This window comes from Candidatus Bathyarchaeota archaeon (assembly GCA_026014725.1).
GTDB lineage: Archaea > Thermoproteota > Bathyarchaeia > Bathyarchaeales > Bathycorpusculaceae > Bathycorpusculum.
The window spans coordinates 15,393-31,370 of sequence record JAOZHV010000026.1; the positions used below are offsets into that span (position 1 = coordinate 15,393).

The 15,978-nt window shown below is 44.2% G+C and carries 19 protein-coding genes and 1 tRNA gene; 15 read left to right on the forward strand and 5 right to left on the reverse strand.

Annotation, left to right across the window (positions count from 1 at the left end):
- Positions 1 to 95: 95 nt before the first annotated feature.
- From NWE95_04125 to NWE95_04135, 3 genes are all read right to left on the reverse strand, one after another.
- On the reverse strand, positions 96 to 1,181 hold the full coding sequence (locus NWE95_04125) for an acyltransferase family protein (protein ID MCW4003083.1): 1,086 nt from the start codon (positions 1,179 to 1,181) through the stop codon (positions 96 to 98).
- Between the two features lie 80 nt (positions 1,182 to 1,261).
- Positions 1,262 to 1,900 (reverse strand): GDSL-type esterase/lipase family protein, encoded by a 639-nt coding sequence (locus tag NWE95_04130; GenBank protein ID MCW4003084.1) that lies wholly within the window; start codon positions 1,898 to 1,900, stop codon positions 1,262 to 1,264.
- Positions 1,901 to 2,002: 102 nt separating this feature from the next.
- The gene (locus tag NWE95_04135; protein ID MCW4003085.1) at positions 2,003 to 3,313 is read right to left on the reverse strand and encodes an ammonium transporter; all 1,311 of its coding nucleotides are present in this window, start codon (positions 3,311 to 3,313) and stop codon (positions 2,003 to 2,005) included.
- 477 nt (positions 3,314 to 3,790) lie between these two features.
- Here NWE95_04135 and NWE95_04140 point away from each other — a divergent pair, with 477 nt between their 5' ends.
- The 3 genes from NWE95_04140 to NWE95_04150 all read left to right on the forward strand — a co-directional run bounded on the left by NWE95_04140 (position 3,791) and on the right by NWE95_04150 (position 5,671).
- The gene (locus NWE95_04140) at positions 3,791 to 4,699 is read left to right on the forward strand and encodes a hypothetical protein (protein MCW4003086.1); all 909 of its coding nucleotides are present in this window, start codon (positions 3,791 to 3,793) and stop codon (positions 4,697 to 4,699) included.
- Positions 4,700 to 4,772: 73 nt separating this feature from the next.
- Positions 4,773 to 5,357 (forward strand): MarC family protein, encoded by a 585-nt coding sequence (locus NWE95_04145; protein MCW4003087.1) that lies wholly within the window; start codon positions 4,773 to 4,775, stop codon positions 5,355 to 5,357.
- 74 nt (positions 5,358 to 5,431) lie between these two features.
- Positions 5,432 to 5,671 (forward strand): cytochrome B5, encoded by a 240-nt coding sequence (locus tag NWE95_04150; GenBank protein ID MCW4003088.1) that lies wholly within the window; start codon positions 5,432 to 5,434, stop codon positions 5,669 to 5,671.
- A gap of 386 nt (positions 5,672 to 6,057) precedes the next feature.
- On the opposite strand, the gene NWE95_04155 is transcribed toward NWE95_04150, so the two are convergent.
- Positions 6,058 to 6,144: transfer RNA gene (locus tag NWE95_04155), tRNA-Ser, on the reverse strand.
- A 233-nt stretch (positions 6,145 to 6,377) separates the two neighbouring features.
- On the opposite strand from NWE95_04155, the gene NWE95_04160 reads away from it, so the two are divergent.
- The 10 genes from NWE95_04160 (at position 6,378) to NWE95_04205 (ending at position 14,317) form a co-directional block, all read left to right on the forward strand.
- Entirely contained in the window at positions 6,378 to 6,686 is a 309-nt protein-coding gene (locus tag NWE95_04160) for a DUF1801 domain-containing protein (GenBank protein ID MCW4003089.1), read from the forward strand.
- 335 nt (positions 6,687 to 7,021) lie between these two features.
- Positions 7,022 to 7,804, forward strand: a complete 783-nt coding sequence (locus tag NWE95_04165; protein ID MCW4003090.1) for a hypothetical protein — start codon at positions 7,022 to 7,024, stop codon at positions 7,802 to 7,804.
- Positions 7,805 to 7,809: 5 nt separating this feature from the next.
- Positions 7,810 to 8,772 carry a hypothetical protein gene (locus tag NWE95_04170; GenBank protein MCW4003091.1) on the forward strand — a complete coding sequence of 321 codons (963 nt, stop codon included), beginning with the start codon at positions 7,810 to 7,812 and terminating at the stop codon, positions 8,770 to 8,772.
- 90 nt (positions 8,773 to 8,862) lie between these two features.
- A complete protein-coding gene (locus NWE95_04175) occupies positions 8,863 to 9,081 on the forward strand; it encodes a hypothetical protein (GenBank protein ID MCW4003092.1) in 219 nt (72 codons plus the stop codon).
- 89 nt (positions 9,082 to 9,170) lie between these two features.
- Positions 9,171 to 11,084, forward strand: a complete 1,914-nt coding sequence (locus NWE95_04180) for a hypothetical protein (GenBank protein MCW4003093.1) — start codon at positions 9,171 to 9,173, stop codon at positions 11,082 to 11,084.
- Complete coding sequence (locus NWE95_04185; protein ID MCW4003094.1) at positions 11,056 to 12,939, forward strand: ATP-binding protein; 1,884 nt, start codon at positions 11,056 to 11,058, stop codon at positions 12,937 to 12,939. Before NWE95_04180 ends, NWE95_04185 begins: the two co-directional genes overlap by 29 nt.
- A gap of 5 nt (positions 12,940 to 12,944) precedes the next feature.
- Positions 12,945 to 13,271 (forward strand): hypothetical protein, encoded by a 327-nt coding sequence (locus NWE95_04190; protein MCW4003095.1) that lies wholly within the window; start codon positions 12,945 to 12,947, stop codon positions 13,269 to 13,271.
- Between the two features lie 30 nt (positions 13,272 to 13,301).
- Positions 13,302 to 13,592: a hypothetical protein gene (locus NWE95_04195; GenBank protein ID MCW4003096.1), complete on the forward strand. Its 291-nt coding sequence runs from the start codon at positions 13,302 to 13,304 to the stop codon at positions 13,590 to 13,592.
- 3 nt (positions 13,593 to 13,595) lie between these two features.
- On the forward strand, positions 13,596 to 13,778 hold the full coding sequence (locus NWE95_04200) for a hypothetical protein (GenBank protein MCW4003097.1): 183 nt from the start codon (positions 13,596 to 13,598) through the stop codon (positions 13,776 to 13,778).
- Positions 13,779 to 13,888: 110 nt separating this feature from the next.
- Complete coding sequence (locus NWE95_04205) at positions 13,889 to 14,317, forward strand: pyridoxamine 5'-phosphate oxidase family protein (protein MCW4003098.1); 429 nt, start codon at positions 13,889 to 13,891, stop codon at positions 14,315 to 14,317.
- Between the two features lie 25 nt (positions 14,318 to 14,342).
- Here NWE95_04205 and NWE95_04210 read toward each other — a convergent pair whose 3' ends face one another.
- On the reverse strand, positions 14,343 to 14,600 hold the full coding sequence (locus NWE95_04210) for a hypothetical protein (protein ID MCW4003099.1): 258 nt from the start codon (positions 14,598 to 14,600) through the stop codon (positions 14,343 to 14,345).
- Between the two features lie 151 nt (positions 14,601 to 14,751).
- On the opposite strand from NWE95_04210, the gene NWE95_04215 reads away from it, so the two are divergent.
- Positions 14,752 to 15,732, forward strand: coding sequence for a ferritin-like domain-containing protein (locus NWE95_04215; protein ID MCW4003100.1), 981 nt, complete (start codon positions 14,752 to 14,754; stop codon positions 15,730 to 15,732).
- Between the two features lie 101 nt (positions 15,733 to 15,833).
- A complete protein-coding gene (locus NWE95_04220; protein ID MCW4003101.1) occupies positions 15,834 to 15,974 on the forward strand; it encodes a hypothetical protein in 141 nt (46 codons plus the stop codon).
- The last annotated feature ends 4 nt before the right edge of the window (positions 15,975 to 15,978 follow it).

The window sequence follows — 15,978 nt, forward strand, 5'->3', positions numbered from 1 at the left end:
TTTTCCGTCACATAAATAATGGTTTACATGATTAAACCTTTGGGCATTATTCGACAGAAATAATCAACATATGAGTGCAGGTTACGATTACCCTTTTAACCGATTAAGTCCTTTAAGATGGGTATTTTTTTGAGCGGAACAATAACGGCAAGGGAGAGGAAAAGCACAATCACAGTCATCAATGGAACACCGACGATGGAGTTGATTGTGTTTCCGTTTATGGTTATGCCTAAGTAGCCTTTTTGGAGCGATTCAAGAATAATTACGTGAAAGAGAAAGATGGGCAGAGTGTTTTGGCTGATTAGGCAAAGTAGCCCTCTGAGTTTTGGGTGGCCGCTCTTTGCTGGCTCTGCCGCGCCTGTTTTCTCTTGAGTCTGGGGCGTTTGAGTTGTATTCAACCAGAGAAACAGCATTGATGCAGCTAGAATTAGCGTTGGGCTGAAGTATTCTTGGAAGAAAAACATTGTTACGCCGCCTATAGTGGCTGCTATCACGTACGTGCCAATAGCGGTTAAGGCAACGCCAAGAGCCATGAAAAACAAGATAGTTGAGCGCTTCAGTTTTACATTTACAAGGTATGCGCCAAGTAAAAGGTACCCAGCGTAACCCGTGAAGGTAAAAACATTATTGGCCAGATAGAACGATGTGAATAAACGGCTAACTGGAAGGATAGATGCGCCCACTAGCCACAGTATTATTAGGTATTTTATCAGGTTGGCACTTGCATGAGCCATCAGCACTCGCAAAGCAGGCGTTACGAGATAAAGCCCAAGAAGCAGATACAAGTACCAAAAATGGTAGTAAGGACCAGTAAGCACTCCATTGATGACAGCAGTTGAAGTAAACGCTTGCCCCTCAACAAGAAAATCCCAAGCAAAGAAAACAGCGCCCCAAAAAATGAAAGGCAAACCGATTCGAGCCAACCGCTTCTTAAAGAACACGCTAAGAGGCTCATTTACTTTGCTTGGTTGAAGCAGAAGCGCACCAGTTAACATTAAAAACAGGGGAACCCCAAGACGCCCCACGCTTTGATAAACGTCAACTGTGCACCAGCGGAAAATTTCCAGCAGATTTAGTTGCTGAATCGTTAAGTCATTGGCAGCGTGGAGCAGAAGTACTAGGATGATGGCTGTTGTTCGTATAGCATCAACAGGAACATTGCACCCTCTCTCCTGATTCAACACTTTCCCCTTGCTAGCAACTGCATACCGTAAAAAGGGTACACTTACACTAATAAGATTTAACAAAAAACACGCGCCAATTACGAAGACAACGCGTTGAAGATTATGTTCGCGATAGCCTGCGCACCCTCCACGTTCGGATGAACCCCATCCTCCAAAAAATACTCCTGATGGCTACTTAGAGGAGTGTAAACATCAATAAGCCGCAAGTTCATCTGGTTCGCAACTTGACTAATGCTTGGAATGATGTTTTGTCGGAAAGATTCTGGGTCAAGGTCAGAATCGTTTGGGAACACAGGTGGCGGCTTTACAATCCACACTTCAGGTTTGCTTGTAAACGATTTAATTTCTGCGACTAGCGTGGTATAGTCGGAAATGAATGTTTGATTTGTTTGGTTTAGGTTTAGTTGGGCATCGTTTGTTCCTAACATTACGATTACGATGTGGGGCTGGAAATCCTTAGCGACTTGAAATGCCGTGCTATCCAAATATGAGTTGCCTGAGTTGAGAGCAACCGTGGCACCGCCAACCCCAAAGTCGCCTACAACATAATTTGAACCAAGCAACCCCCATAACTCAACAGGGTATCCTGTGCCCTGAGTTATGCTGTCCCCGACGCATGCAACCCGTACAGGACTCCTTTCTTGTGTAGCAAGCATAAAGGTTTCCAAACTGATTACAATCAACAAGACAACTATTGCGAGCGCTAACAGTTTCATTTTAAGAGCCAACTTTCTACCCAATCAACCTTATGGGGTTTACTGGGCTATTTAACTGTCGATTGCTAAACAAAAAAGGGGAATTGTGAATGCCAACAGCGTCTAATCTAGCTGATAGGCTTCTTCACCATGTTCACTTAGGTCTAAACCTGCATCTTCGTCTTTCTCGCAAACTCTGAGCGGAGAGAACAAGTTCACCGCCTTAAGCAACACATACGAGCCCGCAAACGAAAACGGTGCCACCACTGCAACTGCCAGCAACTGAGCGACGAACTGGTCTACGTTTCCAAAGATTAGCCCTGTTGCGCCGCCTACTGCTGCTGATGCGAATATGCCTGTAGCGATTGACCCCCATATTCCTCCAACGCCGTGGCATGCGAAGACGTCTAGTGAGTCGTCGATTCTCGATCTTCCTGCTCTCCAGTTGGCAACTAAGTTTGAGATTACACCTGCGGCGAGACCGATGATTATCGCGGCGGGTATGCTAACGAAACCTGACCCAGGCGTAATGGCAACTAAGCCTACTACTGCACCGACTGCGACACCGACTGCTGATGGTTTGCCTTTTATTATCCAGTCTGATATCATCCAGCTTACTGCTGCTGCGGCTGCTGACAAGTTCGTTGTGACCAGTGCTGAAACTGCCAGGTCGCTTGCTTCTAGTGCACTGCCAGCGTTGAATCCAAACCAGCCAAACCACAATAGCGCTGCGCCTAACAGGACGTAAGGAATGTTTGTTGGCTTGAAAGAGGGGGGCGGTGCGTCTAGTTTTTTCATGTGGTCTTTCCATGGAACCGAGCCGTCCTGTGTGGTTGCGCATGTTGCATCTTTGCGTCTGCCGACTACGAGTGCTGCGGCGAGGGCAGATATGCCTGCCGATATGTGGACAACGATGCCTCCTGCGAAGTCGATGGAGCCTAAGCCTTTGAGCCAGCCATCAGGGTTCCATACCCAGTGAGCAATTGGCACATAGATTAGCGTAGACCACAAGACCATGAAAATGAGTAGCGATTTGAAGCGGATTCTTTCTGCGCACGCACCGATAATTAGTGCTGGCGTAATTGCGGCGAACTTTAGCTGGAAGGCAAAGAACAGCAGTTCAGGGATTGCTGGCGCAAGAGCAGAGTTTACATCGTGTATTCCCAGCGTTCCCATGCCTAGTAAGCTTGGGCTGAAGCCTATGAAACCGCCTATGCTGTTTCCAAAGACTAGGCTGTAGCCCCAGAGCGTCCAAACGAGGCTTATTACTGCGAAGATTACGAAGCACTGTACGATTGTTGATACCAAGTTTTTCTTTCTGACTAGACCGCCGTAGAAGAAGCCTAATGCGGGGGTCATCAGCATGACTAGTGCTGTTGACGTGATTAACCAAGCTATGTCTCCTGAAGCCATTTCTTTTTTCCTCTTTGACACTTGTTTACTTATTATATTTTTGTCTGCACATTATTACAGCCTTATATATAAAATGTACTCATGTGAATCATATATTTGTAATAAATTGGATAAAAATCCAATAATGAATTATTGGCCCTAACAATCATCCAAAAAAGCCCCGAAAAGATGCCAACAAATAAAAAATCGTCCAAAAAACAACACTTGCCAAGAGACCAGTAAACTATGAAAAAACACTTTTTCGCCAAATACACAAATTTAAAGCAACAATTCAAAAACAACTGCTTGTAGCAACCCCACAACCAACAAACAACAAAAAACAAGCCTGACCCAAAAAAAGATTCAGACAACCCACCGATTGATGTTGTACTAAGGACTCACTTTCAACAACAATAAACAAAAAAAACAGGTCCAAACAACCAAACAAGTGCATTCAACCGCTTCGCACAAAACCTTATAACCCAACATCAACTTCTTTGCCCTAAAAGGCGCACAACCATGAAGTTCGGCTCATACACATACCAACCACAAAAACCAAAAGGCTTCGACTTCCACGTCCTACGAGTCAAACCCGAAATAGGAGAAAGAATCCCCCCGAGACCAGACATGCACAGCAACATCGCCGTCTTCGCAGACAAACAAACAGTAAAAGACCACCCCGACTGGATCTCCCAATCCCCACTGGGACCAGCGCAATTTGGAAACAACAATTTTAACATTTACTGGGACGTCGTATGTGCCACACAACCGCAACACCGCGAAGAACAGCTAGAATACATACAAGAAGTGAGCAGGCAATCACAAGGAATATGGCTAAACAGCCAATACTTCGCGGACCACGACCACTGCACATGCCCAAGATGCCAAGAACTCTGGAAAAAAAGCGGCTTAGGCTGGCTGGAGTGGCGCAAAAAAGAAGTCAACGATTACATAGCCCAAATTCGAGATGTCGTCAAAAAAGAGTTATTTTTATGTCTCCAACCTGACCCCGTAAGCTCCTATGAGCGTTACGGCGTGGACTTTGACGACTTAGCAAAGTATGCTGACGCGTTTAATGTTGTGATGTTCAGCAAGAACTATGCGACACCTTGGTATTGGGAAATGCTGGCACGTGCGTTCAAAAAACTGCTCAAAAAGCCTTTCTACATTAGCTTCTATGTTTACGGTCCAGGCGATAACCCTGAAGATGTCCCCACACCTGCAGAGTTGCTAACCGTCAGTACGCGTTGTGCAAGAGTCGGCGTGGACGGCTTTCTGTATTTGACTGATGGAGAGAAACAAATGCTAAATTTCCAAAAGGCAGCCCTTGCAAATGCAGAGCTGCGGCAAAGACTTCGCACTTACGGTGGGCAACCAGTTGGGGAATTTCTTGGCTGGGTTGCTAGCTGGCGAAAAAGCCTTGAATAATTAAATTTCAATTTTTTGTTTGCCGTTATATTTTTATGTCATTCAACCCTGAGTAGTTGGGGTGGGATAGCGCATGGATTTTGCCGAGTTAGCCAAAGCTGCTATAGCTCTTTTCATAATCGTAGACCCGTTTGGTAATATCCCAATTTTTGTTGGGTTAACTGAAAAAATTGATGTTGACCAGAAAAAGAAAGTTTTCAACACTGCCACGCTTATCGGTTTTGTTTTGCTTTTGGTTTTTGCATTTACTGGACAGGAGATTTTGACGCTTTTCGGTTTGTCAATTTTTAGTTTTGAGGTTGCTGGTGGCATTTTGTTACTCATTATTGCAATTAGAATTCTGATTTCAGGGACTAAACAGGAGGAGGTTGAGTCCCCTGAGAGTTTAGGCGCGGTTCCTATTGCCATACCATTGCTTGTTGGTCCAGGCGCTATTACGACGACGATTTTTAACCTTCAGGCTTACGGTTCAATAATTGCTATTCTCTCAGTTCTGATTGTCTTATCGATTACATGGGTTATTCTTCGTTTCATAAACAAGATTTACCGCTTTTTAGGTAAAACTGGTTCATTGGTTATTGCGCGTGTTATGGCGTTATTTATTGCGGCTATTGCGATTCAGTACATTCTTGATGGTGTTACGCATTTTATTGGTTAGCTTGTCTTTCACGCAAACAAAGTCATATATTAAAAGCAACAAGCTAAACAATACTATTAGGAGCGTTTGAAAAAATGGAGAATAAGACATTCACCAAAAAAGAGTTGGAGAATTTTAACGGAAAAGATGGCAAACCAGCATACGTTGCCTATAAAGGAAAAGTGTACGATGTGACGGATTCTTATCAATGGATTGACGGTGACCACTTGGGGCATGTGGCTGGGCAGGACCTGACCGAGCAGATGGAAATTGCTCCTCACAGCGAAGAAGTCATGGAAAGGATGAAGGTTGTTGGCTTTTTAACTGAGGCATAGTTTCACTATTAGTTCATTGACTATTGAATGGTTGCCGCAGGTAGTACAGGACTTTGAGAATAAGGATAATCGCAGGAAACTATAGCCCCCCTTATAAAGACTACAAATAGGCGCTATGTTGCGAAAGTTCTGTTGCTTTGCCGTGACCCCCCTATCCACTATATAGGGGACCGATTTCGACCCCGCTTTCAACATGCTTTTGGCTTGAGAAACCGCCACTAGCACCTCCCCCTATAGATTCCAACATAGAACCACTAATAGGCTCCAAATATGCCCGCCCAAACCCCCTCCTCCTATAGGTTTGTGCATAAATATCCTAATGGGATACAAATATGCCTGTGTGTGCATAGCAACGAGTAGAAAACGTCTCAGTTAAGCGAAAAATGTGGCGCGGGATGGGGGATTTGAACCCCCGCGGCCTTTCGACCACAGACTTAGCAGGCCTGCCCCATACCAGGCTTGGGGAATCCCGCAGGACAATGTTTCGTTGGGGGTGTTCAATTTGAACACCAAAGGGGGCAGTCTCAGCAATTGGAGTGTGAGGTAATTTAATTAAAGTTTTCTGAGGGTCTTTTTGGTTTGAGCCACGGCTGGTCAACTTGGAAACCCCATAAAACTAAATTAGAAAGTTTAAATAAAGAAAATTGGGGAAGCACCGTTGAAACGAGACTATAAAACAATAGATGAATACATAGCCACTTTTCCCATGAATATTCAAGCAATTTTAGAAGATTTGAGGGAAGCAATAAGAGAAGTTGCGCCTCAAGCTAAAGAGGCAATTAGCTATCAGATGCCTACTTACAAATTAAATGGTAACTTGGTACATTTCGCAGCGCATGCAAATCATATTGGATTTTATCCCGCTCCTTCCGCCATTATAGCCTTTAAGGATAAACTAGGCTCTTTTAAAACAAGTAAGGGCGCGGTTCAATTTCCGATAGATAAGCCTCTTCCGATTGATTTGATTAAGGAAATGGTAAGTTTTAGGGTCAAAGAGAACTTGAATAAAAAATGAGTATGCACTAAATATGCAGTGCAACTAACAGTTTTAGTCATCTATGATTTCTAGCATGGGTTGACCGCAGCACTCTGGATTTTTCACTGTGTGGCAGCCATGGGAATGCTCGCAGTCACAGGTTTCGTACTCAGCTTCTATTTTTTTCTTACATATTTTGCATTGAAAAGTCGGCATATCAATCAAACATTAAGATTGAATAGGGGTTGAAAAACTTTATTAAAAAATCGAGATATTGTAGTAAAGAAACTTTTACTTTCTCTGGTCAAGAAACCTTTACGAAAAAGCTTTTATCAATTAAATTTTTTATCAATTAACGGTAAGCTATGAGCTTAATGAAAATATTACTTGCTTTTTGTTTCGCAATTTTAACTGCATATCCCCTTCTACTGATTGAACAAGCAGAAGGCAATCCTTGGACTGCTTCTCCCGAATGGAGAGTCAGTTCCCCGCAAAATAATGCAACATACAACCGAACGTATGTAAACCTTGATTTGAGAGTAATATCTGAAAACAACAATAATTACTATTACAGCATTGACGGCAGCCCCGAGATTCCCATTCGAGTACGCGACGGTGATTTAAAGCCAGATCCTAATTTGTTCGAATTCAAAAAAGTATTAAATGGCCTAGCTGAAGGCAAACATACCCTAATTCTTTACCATGACATCTGGTTTTATCACGAATATATTCTTAATAGTGGTCAAACAATCACTTTCTACATAGACACTACAGCTCCAAAGATTAGCAACCTCTCAATTAACAGCACGGGCACAGGTGATTGGCTACTCAATTTTACGATTGATGAAAACGCAAGCTGGGTTGGTTACAGTTTAGACAACCAAGCAAACATCACAATCAATGGCGATGCTGTCCTAAGAGACTTATCTTTTGGTGTCCACAACGTAACGGTGTATGCTAACGATACTGTGGGAAACCTTGGAGCTTCAGATACACTAACTTTCACGGTAGATGAACCTGAAGTAATCCAGCATGATACTGTCGATAGTGCTGATTTGTTTCCCATAGTTGCAATTGTTTCCATAGCCACTGTTGCCACAGTAAGCATCGGTTTGCGTGTCTATTTTACTAAAATAAGGAGGAAATTAGAGCTATAACGGCTTTGAAAAAGATAACCGTGTTTCTGGCAGTGTTCTTCTTACTGATGCAATATTTAGCTCCAATCAAGTTTGTACAAGCAAATTTCTTTATCGAAAGAGACTACCCGCATATTGTTGGAAGCCCCGTTCATGCTGCGCCCTATGTCTATGTGAACCCAACAGTTACCCTTGAATTTGACTATAATGTGCCAAGAAACCTCACGCAAGTTAACAATTTCTCCTATAGCCTTGACGGCAAAACCAATGCCACACTAAATAGCTCAAAGAAGTACAGCACTTATTACTGCACTTACTCATTTTTCAAAACTTTGGACAACTTGACAAACGACAACCACACCTTAACAATATTTGCATATTACCTTAACGGTACAACAACGCAAATCTATAACGCTGATTTTATAGTAGATACAAACTTTATCCCTCCAATACCGATTCTCATTTCCCCTCTAAACCACACAACCTACAACAGCAAACAAGTGCCACTAATCTACACAATAAACTCACAAGTCCTCTGGAGCTACTACTCCCTAGACGCCTCCGAATACTCTTCTAAGCCTTTTGAAAGTGAATGGAAAGGTTTTACGGGCAATATAACGCTGCCAGAACTCTCCGAAGGCACTCACCGCCTAAAAATACAAGTAACAACCAGTTCTCAAGAACTCACTACATACGCTGACTCCCTACAAATAATCTATTTCACGATAAACACCAAATCTGGCAACGGCATTACCCCTCCTAGTCTCCCACCAAACATTACGCCGGCACCTGATAATTCACCAAGCACACCCTCAGCAACACCAACCCAAACCGCAAGCATAAACCCAAAAGAATCCAACTTCAGATTGGACTCGTTCACACAATCAATCATATTTGTCACCATAATGACTGTTGCATCATTACTTATCGTCCTATACTTTAGACTTATCAAAAAAAGCTATTCTCAAACAAAACAAAGCCTGCTCTAGCTCAAAAACAAAAAACAAGCGCTATGGAGTTGAGATACAGAAGTCTTAAATTCCATAACAAGTCAGCTATTGATTGATTGCTGATGCAAAATGCATGAAATCACTGTTCCCTTTGATAAGGCAGTTGAATTGTGCAAGTTGTTTAGAGAAAAGCACAAGGTACGCATGTTTAGTCAATGCTGGGGCTGCCTCAGGTTCTCCAACGGTGATTCAAAGAAGATGTGCTTCTACCAACCGCCGAATAATAGGGGCTGTAAGTTTGTTAACCAACTCTACGACCACGCAGTATGGGAAACAATAGTGCGATAACCAAAAGTTTTACTTGTATTTTTAGTGCTTAATGTCAACAATGCTTTTAACGCCAAGCGCAATCATTTGCCTTTGTGGGAGAGATAACCGTGGCTTCTGCGCCGACACTTAGCGATGCAATGAAACGCACATGCGACAACCTAAGGCAAGGTGCAACCAGACAGGTCTCGGATTATGAGGCGCGCTTCTCAGTTCTAAAAGGCGCTTGCGACGACCTACTCGCGTCGCTCATCAGAACGGGGTTTGACCCGAAAGAAGCCTGCGAAACAGCCAAGGAATTCTTCGGCAAAGACACGGTGCGCTTTGCAGGCATCGACGGCACAATGTACTCACGCCCACTGTTTGATATGGTTGTGTTCTTCGGGGGGGCTTACGCTGCAACTGGCACCGTAAAATTCTGCAACTCGGCTAAACCGCAGGTTGAATATGACGCTAAGACGCTTGAGCAGAACGTAGGCATGTCCAGCGTTATCCCGATTTACGTTAACGAAATCTTGGATGTGGACCACTCGTTTTCGGCTCCTGAGCAGCCTAGCGAGAACAACCCTGCAAAACCCGCAACGGATGAAGAAATTGCAAATAATTCTTTGATTGCGAATGTAGTTATGACTTTTGCAGAATTCTACTTAGCCTACAAACTTGCCGTTGACCCAACGCAAAACTTTCAGGTACTCCTGCTGGATAGGAGTTTGTCAACGGAGCGCGCCAGCCTTCTTTACGAGAGCAGAAAAACAAGTTTTTGGGTGGAGAAAAGCGCGCTAGTGGGCTACTGCGTCAACGACCAGAAGGTTGATGCGAACGATTTAGCCATGGCAAGACACCACGTTTACAACAAGGCTCTGGGTTTACCTGCTCCACGCGCGGATTTTCTATTTCACGCTATCACATTTCTAGCTGAGCAACATCAGACTTTGACGGAAGCACAAATCTGCCAAGCACTGGCAATAACTGAAGAGAAACGTATTAAACGGGTCCAAAAAACCCTGACTAACTTGGTCAAAAAAGGCATTCTCACATGTGCTGACGGCAATTACACGTTAAACCCCTTGTATGCTGACAGCTGGAACCGAACCAAACAGTTAACAGTCGAAATCGGCGACCAACTCTTCGCCTTAAGAGACACAGCACAAAACGCTGGCTCCATGAAGATAGTCAAAGATGGAAAAGAGCATTGGTTAACAACCATCGACATCACATTTCTAACATTGTTCACCATGCATATGCTAATGGAAGAATGCTGGAAAAAACACATACTCTTAGTCGGCATCACAAAGGACACGTCCGCAAGAGACTTCAAACGCCAACTTGTTCCCATCATGCAGAACGAAGGCTTACTTAAAACGTCAGCAACGAAAGAGGCTCTCTCAGCGCTTCCGAACACTGACCGCATGATTCTCCAGTCAGCAAGCGTCTTCAACCCTCAAGAGATGGTGCCGCCGTGGAGCATGATAGAGTACGATTCAGCTTTTCGAACAATGAAGCCCGACGGGGACAGGGGGCAAGGTTACGTTTTGGGTGTTATCAAGAACAAGATTGGTTTAGAGAAGGCTTTCTTGAAAACCTACGTGCAACTCAGCCAAGCCAAGTCTGACCTGTTACTGCGAAGCAACGTCCTGTTGATTGACCGCCTAGCCTACGCAGAGTTTGACCAAAAACAAGCATGTTGCCTGTCGCTTCTAAACGAAAAGAGCGATGGCGTCAAAGAACCTGTGGAGGTTTTGCTCTACAAAGACAAGTCCGTGTCCAACAAGATACAGAACCTTGTCATGACCCTGCTCGTTGCTATGGCGCCAACTAATATTCCTGAGGCTTTCGGGCACAATAAACCCTTGTTTGCGGCTGACAAGATTGCCAAGTGGAACTATAGCCAGTTCAAAGCCATCGCAGATTCGACGGCTGGCTGGATTTTGAATAATCATAAATTGCGTAAGTTCATATTTTACATGAGTACTTTCAGAGAGAGGCGAGCAAACATTGAACAAACCAGAAGACAAACCAGTTAACCCCCAATGCTTCACAGATTTTGAAGGAAAATTTCACGCACGCTTAGCTGCGGTTATGCCCCGTTACGCTGGCGGCGACGGCGGAGACTCAAAAGTCACGGGCACCAGCGCACGCTACCAGTGCCGAGTCAAAATCGAATACCAAAAAGACCTCATGGGGCTCCTCGAAGAGGGCATGTTGCTTGCGGTTAAGAACTTTAAGCCTTCCTGCGAGGGCGCTGAACGCTACACGCTCATGGAAATCAGCCGCGTCTGGCCTGAACACTTCGGTTTGAGCGGTTTGAGCAACCATGGCTACTATCCGATGCAGTTTGAAATCATCGAGCAGTCTGCGGAGGATTGGCAAACCGACGACAAGTCTACGATGATGATTCAAATCGACGCCATCCCCATAAACTACGACCTCATCATCAAGAACGGCTGCACGTTCGAGTTCGTCAAAGGCTTCTCTTATCCAGTGGTCGGCAGTCCCATCTTTGTCTTAAACAGTGAAATGATTAACCGCATGTACAACCAAAAAATCGCCGCACAACTCGGTGTAGACACAGCAAAATCCTGCGAAGACGCACGGTTAGACCCACGGCTGGGCACGATAAAGATGTTTGAGGCAAGCCAAACCAAAATTCCCATTTACGTTGACTTTGAAAAGTTGATTCGCTACCACTTTGGCGTGTTCGCTTTTACAGGCGGCGGAAAAAGCAACCTCATGTCCAACGTGTTGCGCCGAATTATGCTTCACACTGATAATACTAAAACAGTTATTTTTGATATAAGCTGTGAATATGCGTTTCTATTACTTGATGTTCTTGCTGATTCTAACGTGAATGCCAAACTAATTATGGAGCATCGCATTGATTCGATTGAACAGTTTTACAACTCTGTCGTCAAACCACGGGAATATGAGACAGACGAACGTACTAGAGACGGCTTGCAGGCGATTATGGCTCAGCGTAAACTGTCTTACTATGCTAAGCCCAAGCAGGTGATCCCGACCTATTCCCAAGTAATGGAGGAGCTTGAGAATATACGCAAAGAATCCACTGCTAAGCCCGTCTACATAAACGCTATTGACGCCATTCACGACGATATTCGCCAGTTCGTTGAGGCTAACGGTCTCAGCGAGAACCAAGAGGTCACAGAGGAATTTGTCACCCACTTGGATGTTCTTGCTCGAGAAGCCATGGAAAGCTACAAAATCAATGAAAAAGCAGGTTTGTATGCGTGGGCAACAACAAGAAACAAAATTTTGGACTTATTTAAAAAACGAGAAAACGCTTCAGATAAAACCAGTGAGGGATTAACCGTTGAAGGCATCCGCGAGTTACTTGAAGACAAAACCACAAATCTAGTGGTTATTTCCATCTCAGACCCTTATACAATCAAAGAACTCGCAATTGACCTAACCCGAGACTTACTTGTAAGGCGAAAAAGACGTTTTACAGTGAAACCCTACATCTTAGTCGTTTTTGATGAGGCGCAGGAATTCATCAGCAACAAAGAAGGCGGCATAGAGGGCAAATGCTCAAGTCACGTGGAGACACTGCTCCGCCAAGGACGCAAGTATGGGCTCGGCGTCTGCATAGCCACCCAGCGAATCGCTTACTTAAACACTAACGCGCTCCAGCAGTTGCACACGTATTTTGTGGGCACGCTACCACGACCATACGACAGGATGCTGGTCAGCGACACCTTCATGATTGACAAAGGCATTCTGGAAAAAACGTTAGAGTTCGCGCCCGGTGAATGGTTACTGAGTAGCTACATTGCAACAGGCATGGAGAACGTGCCGATATTCATAAAAGCCGACAACGCTGAAAAAGAAATAGAAAAGTACCTATCAAAAAACCGCGGGTAAAAGCCGTGAGCATTGAGCTCCCAGAAGCCCACATTCTTTCTGGGCAGATGAGTAAAGAGCTATTAGGTAAGGAAGTGGCGGACTGCAAGCTACGGAATGTTTTGAAGTTTCAGGATTTAGGCTTCATAAACATTTACGCATCAGACTTTAACCGATTGCGCGGGGGCAAAATCGAATCGGTAGTTTCAAGGGGCAACGTCATAAGGGTAAAGCTTGATAACGGCACTAACCTGCTTTTGGCTCCTGAATACGGTGGAGTAATACTCTATCACCCAAACAGCAACAGCGCGCCCTCAAAGTTTCACCTAAAAGTCTCCTTCAAAGACGACTGAGCATTAACGGTCACGTTGACTGGTATGGGCATGATCAAAGCGCTCACCGATGAGGAACTCAAAGACAGCTACGTCTACAAACGCGACTTCTCAGCCACCGCCTCGCCGCTGGATGCTGAATTCACTTTTGAACGCTTCACAAAAGACCTTGCAGGCAGAAACGTGAACATCAAAACAGTGCTTGTTGGCAAAGATGCCATCGTAGTGGGTTTGGGTAACAGTGCATTCCAAGATATAATTTACAGAGCCAAAATTCACCCTAAACGAAAAGCTTCCGACTTAAACGAAAAGGAAAAACGTGCGCTCTACGATGCGGTGTAGCTGGTGGTTGAGCAGAGAATCAAGCTGGGCGGAAAAAACCAGTTCATCGGCCTCTACGGAAAACAAGGCACCTATGCGCCAGCAATGGGACCAAACATGAAAGGGAGAGCCTGCACGGTATGCGGTACAATGGTTGAAAAGCTAAGTTTAGGCGGCGGGCAAGTTTACTTCTGTTCACGCTGTTAAAAATAACGTTGTAGAGAGCGCCTAAAAAGTTGCTTTCATCACTTGTAAAGGCTTGAATAGAAATACTTTAAAGGCAAAAAGAACAAAGGCATTTTAGTTGGGCTGTTAGCATGGTAGAAAAACTGTCAAAATCCGACATAGCATTCATAAAACAATTACCCGTGGGTCGCCTTGCCACAGCAACCGAAGACTGCGAGCCAGTAGTGCGTCCAGTCTGGCCTGTTTTCGACGGCGTGTACGTTTACATAGCTTCTGACCCTGACACACCTAAAATAGAACAGATAGAGGCAAACCCGCAAGTCTCCTTAGTTTTTGACGATTACGACCGAAAGAACTGGTCAAACTTTAAAGGCATCCGCATCCAAGGCGAAGCAGAAATTCTCTGGAATGGTGAAGAATACCGATATGCACATGACCTTCTCAAGGAAAAGTATCCAGAGTATCAAACTGAGGAAGGCGGCTGGAAAGAAGGCGAGATACCCATAATCAAAATTACACCCACCGCTTTTAATAAATGGGCTTCAGGCTCAAAATTCTAAAATCAGGAAATAGAAAAATGGGCGTCTATTTTGACCATTGATAATTAGAAAATTCTATAGCATCTATGATGTACTGGGAGAAGTCTTTGCTTTCACACTGGTCGGAGTACATAACAAAGCCATCGAAGGCAAAGAAGTACATGTTTTTCCGTCGATAGATAATTTTCGGCTTAGCGATGCGCACAAGCTCCAGAAAGTTTTTTCTATCAAACTTTACTCGATAAGAACTTGATTCACTTGTCGTTGATGCCGTAGTCGCAGCTATCATTGCTGTTTCACCCACTTTATCACCTAATTGCAATATAGACTATTTTAATATTAACAGTTGCCTAACAAAACTATATAGACTATAATGCCTCCAAACTCAAGCTATTTTTTTCAATAAAAAACTTTTATATCTTAGGGATTGCTCCTTTCTGTAGAAGGTAACTTTTATGGCTGTAAAAATAACACCAGAATATATTGACCTCTTAAACCAAGCGGTTGAACGCGAGTTCAAAGTTTCAATCCAATACTTCCTCCAACACGCAAAAATGGAAAAACTCATACGGCGAACCCTCCCAGAAAACATCCTATTAGACAAAACAACCTATGACGCAATCGGCAAGTTATTGCACGATATTTCGATAACAGAAATGAAGCATGCCGCAGCCATCATGGAACGCATATACTATCTCGGCGGAGAAGCAACCACAAAGTCCAGTAAACCCGAAATCGGCAACAGCATAAGCGAATTCGCAAAACTCGACATGAAAGCTGAAGAAGAAGCACTAAACCTGTACAGAAAAATAATAGAAACATCGGGGCAAATGGGCGATTGGCAAACCCGAGAAATGTTTGAGAAAATCTACCGCGAAGAAGAAGAACATCTCTTCAAATTCCAAGAATACACCGCTTTCCAAGACGAAGTAGAAGAACCAAGCAAGGTTCCCTTGCCTGAGTGGCGCAAAATCTTCACCGACGACTATTATACGTTGCTAAACAAGGCTGTAGCGGCAGAAATCACAGGAATCATCCAGTACACTAACCAGCATGAAAAAGCTGCCCTGCTAGCACTAAGAATGAAAAAAACCCCGCTGGAAGCCATCGCTGACACCAACAAAGCCGACGTTGTAAGCAAACTCCTCAAAGAAATTTTTCTAGTAGAAATGCAGCACCTCGAAAAAATCAGCGAACGCATATACCTAGTTGACGGCGAAGCCACAGTAAACCCAGACCCACTTCCAGTAGTCGGCGAAACAGTAAACGACATGTTACTCCTTGACCACGCACTTGAAAGCAAGGCAATCTCACTTTACCGAGAGATTATCGCTGAAGCTCTAAAGCGGGGCGACACGACCACAAGACGCATGTTTGAAGAGATTGTGCAGCAAGAGGAAGGGCACTTCTGGGACTTCGACGACTTCGTAAGATAACCGCTTCCTTTCAATCTCTTTTTAATTTCTTTAAAGTTTGGTTTTCCCGAAAACTTAAATCTCCAAAGCAACAAGAAGTACATGTGGCAGAGGCGAAGAGGATGAGCGAAGAAGACTATCAGCCTCGTTGCATAAACTGCGGAAACTTTATCGACGATTGTGAATGTGTTTGCCCTTACTGCGGCGAAACAGCGAAATGCACGTGTTGCATAGGCACCGATAAAGCAACTGGCGGCGGATAGCCAC

What these genes read in the sequence shown, in the direction of transcription:
- NWE95_04150 (MCW4003088.1), top strand. Translation starts at nt 5,432, where the DNA reads ATGGAGAATAAGACATTCACCAAAAAAGAGTTGGAGAATTTTAACGGA.
- NWE95_04160 (MCW4003089.1), top strand. Translation starts at nt 6,378, where the DNA reads ATGAATATTCAAGCAATTTTAGAAGATTTGAGGGAAGCAATAAGAGAA.
- NWE95_04165 (MCW4003090.1), top strand. Translation starts at nt 7,022, where the DNA reads ATGAAAATATTACTTGCTTTTTGTTTCGCAATTTTAACTGCATATCCC.
- NWE95_04205 (MCW4003098.1), top strand. Translation starts at nt 13,889, where the DNA reads ATGGTAGAAAAACTGTCAAAATCCGACATAGCATTCATAAAACAATTA.
- NWE95_04145 (MCW4003087.1), top strand. Translation starts at nt 4,773, where the DNA reads ATGGATTTTGCCGAGTTAGCCAAAGCTGCTATAGCTCTTTTCATAATC.
- NWE95_04175 (MCW4003092.1), top strand. Translation starts at nt 8,863, where the DNA reads ATGCATGAAATCACTGTTCCCTTTGATAAGGCAGTTGAATTGTGCAAG.
- NWE95_04130 (MCW4003084.1), bottom strand. Translation starts at nt 1,900, where the DNA reads ATGAAACTGTTAGCGCTCGCAATAGTTGTCTTGTTGATTGTAATCAGT.
- NWE95_04140 (MCW4003086.1), top strand. Translation starts at nt 3,791, where the DNA reads ATGAAGTTCGGCTCATACACATACCAACCACAAAAACCAAAAGGCTTC.
- NWE95_04220 (MCW4003101.1), top strand. Translation starts at nt 15,834, where the DNA reads ATGAGCGAAGAAGACTATCAGCCTCGTTGCATAAACTGCGGAAACTTT.
- NWE95_04195 (MCW4003096.1), top strand. Translation starts at nt 13,302, where the DNA reads ATGATCAAAGCGCTCACCGATGAGGAACTCAAAGACAGCTACGTCTAC.
- NWE95_04215 (MCW4003100.1), top strand. Translation starts at nt 14,752, where the DNA reads ATGGCTGTAAAAATAACACCAGAATATATTGACCTCTTAAACCAAGCG.